A 2,563-nucleotide genomic window follows, 5' to 3' on the forward strand; every position below is an offset into this window, starting at 1 on the left:
GGAGCGTTATTCAGAACCGGTTGAAGGTCCACTGTGGTCGAGACCACAGGTGTCACTACGCGTGACGGCGGCCGCCCGGTAGTAGATCACTTCGAGTGTGTGGCAAGAAGAGATCAACGAGGGGCAGCCGCCGCCGCGCTGTCAGGCTATGACCGGACTGTCCAGCGATCAAGTCGCCGAGCTGGTGAGCGAGGTGTTCGTGCTGTTGGGCGGGGCGTGGCAGCCGGTGCAGGGCCGGCGGCGGGTGCTGGGGCTGTACCGGGCGGTCGTGCTGGCGTTGTACCTGATGCGCCGTAACGAGTCCCAGGCGGTGGCCGGCGAGTTGTTCGGCTGCTCGCAGTCCAGCGTCTCCCGGGTAGCACGGCGGTTGCGTCCGCTGCTGCGCCAAGCCACCGCGCAGCTGGCCGGGCAGGTTCGCGTCCAGGCGAAACGCTCAACGACATCAACGGTGCTGATCGACGGATTCCTGGCCCCGACCGGTGAACGCGCCGGCGTGCCGGGCATGTACTCCGGCAAGCGCCACGACAGCGGCTTCAACGTCCAGGCCGTGTCCGACCTGGCCGGCAGGCTGGTCGACACCGGCCTGCCCTGTCCCGGCGGCCGGCACGACAGCAAAGCGTTGGCCGAGTCCGGCGTCGCCGACCGGTGGGCCAGCCATCTGCAACCCGACGGCCCAGGCATGCTCGGCGACCTCGGCTACCTGGGCACCCCGGCGATCACCGGCACCCGCAAGCCGCCCAAGGGCGAGCTGACCGACGTCCAACGCGCCTGCAACACCTCGATCAACAGCCTGCGGGCCGCGGTCGAACGCGCCATCGCCCACCTGACCAACTGGAAGATCCTCGACACCGGATGGCGCGGACGCCTCACCGAGTTCCCCGAAGTCCTACGCACCGTCACCGGCCTGGAGATCTACCGCGTATGGAGTTAACCGAGTTCTGAATAACGCTCCAGGTATCTAGTTCGAACGGCTGCTGAACCACAAGGCCATCCTGAGCCCGAGAGTCAAGCGTAACTGACCAACTCGCGCCATCGGCCCGAAAAAGGCCATCGACGATCGGCAGGTTATCACTCAGCCACAACCTCTCGATAGTGCTTAACTCATTGGGTCCATTCGGGTCTTTCATACAACCCCGCTTCAGGAACACAACCGCCGGCACGGGCGATTTCTAGGATCGTTGAACCGCTGCTTGAACTTTTCTGCCCATGTTTTCCCGTTGTTGAGTCCGGGAACGGGTCGTCAGGATTTACTCGCTGCACGCGTACGGGTCTGCCCACTTCCTGGCCAGCGTCGAGCCGACGATTGTCGTAGCTGACTAGCTGTCCACCTACGTCGATTACTCGGAGCGCGGTACCCGGACGCGTCCAGTCCCAGAGGCCGCCTTATCCGGCCGCCTTCGGGCTGTGGTGGGCGACCGTGGCTGCGGCGATACCGCCGAGGACGGTGACGCCGGTCAGCACGGTCAGGCCAGCGGCCGGCGGCACTTCGAGGTAGGGGTTGCCGTAGGCGCCGAACACCGAGATCCGGTTGATCCAGTCGGGCCAGGCGAACAGCGGCACGAGGTACACCACGAGGTAGGAGGCGCCGACGAAGACCGCGAGGGCGCCGACCGCGGCCGTGCTGCGCAGCCAGGCCACGACGAGTGCGGCGACGGCGGCGAGGGCGGCGGCCAGCAGCAGCGTGTCGGCGGCCAGCCGCACCAGGCCGGTGCCGTCGAGGTCGGCGCCGGCTGCGGCGGCCGCCGCGGCCAAGCCGCCGAGGCCGACGACCGTGACGACCGCGGCGCCGGCCAGGGTGGCCAGCAGCCGCTGCGCGACGAGTCGGGGCCAGGACAGCGGTGCGGCGAGCAGCAACTCGACCCGGCCCTGGCGTAGGTCGCTTACCCAGCCGGCGGCCTGGGTGATGACGTAGGCGGTGACGATCGGCACGATAAGCTGGCCGGCGAAGGCCAGGTACTGGTCGGCGACGCTGTGGCCGGGGTCGGCGCCGAGGATGCGGTCGGTGTAGGAGAACTCGTCCCACATGTCGACGACGGCGGGCTCCAACCAGCCGAGGAGGGCCAGGTACGCCGCGGCGGACAGCGCCCAGCCGAGCAGGCCCACCCGTTGCCGCAGCAGGGTGGCCGACCAGACCGCGCGTAGCGCCAGGCGTTGCACGTTGCCGACCGGGCGGGCCGGGCGGGCGCGGCGGGTGAACAGCCCGGCGGCGTAGTCGCGTCGCCGGTAGACCCAGCCGCCGGCGGCCAGCAGCGCCAGGCTCGCCGCGAGCAGGATCAAGCTCGACCAGACATCCAGCCCGTGACCGGGGACGAGGGCGTGGGAGTAGTTCGCGTAGTGAAACGGCGACAGGTAGCGCACGGCGCCGGCCGGGCCGAGATCCTCCCAAACGTTGGTGAGCAGATACAGGGCGGTCAGAAGCAGCACCGTCAGCCCCGTCCCCGCCCGCGGACTGGACGTCACCTGCCCGAGCAGCACGCCCAACCCGTAGCCGGTCCACGCGCACAGGCCCACGGCCAGTGCGGTGATGAACGCGCCGCCGGTGTCCGGTTGCCCGCCGGCGGCC

General features: G+C 69.1%; 2 protein-coding genes. One reads left to right on the top strand and one right to left on the bottom strand.

Annotated elements, in window-relative coordinates; genetic code table 11:
• Positions 1–148 precede the first annotated feature (148 nt).
• Positions 149–931, top strand: a complete 783-nt coding sequence (locus tag VFO68_RS19335; protein WP_325159726.1) for a transposase family protein — start codon at positions 149–151, stop codon at positions 929–931.
• A 452-nt stretch (positions 932–1,383) separates the two neighbouring features.
• Here the strand turns inward: VFO68_RS19335 and VFO68_RS19340 are convergent.
• Positions 1,384–2,563: hypothetical protein (locus tag VFO68_RS19340; protein WP_325159727.1), on the bottom strand; the 1,180-nt coding region annotated here is incomplete at its 5' end.

It is taken from the genome of Actinophytocola sp. (genome assembly GCF_035712165.1).
Classification (GTDB): Bacteria; Actinomycetota; Actinomycetes; order Mycobacteriales; family Pseudonocardiaceae; genus DASYTH01.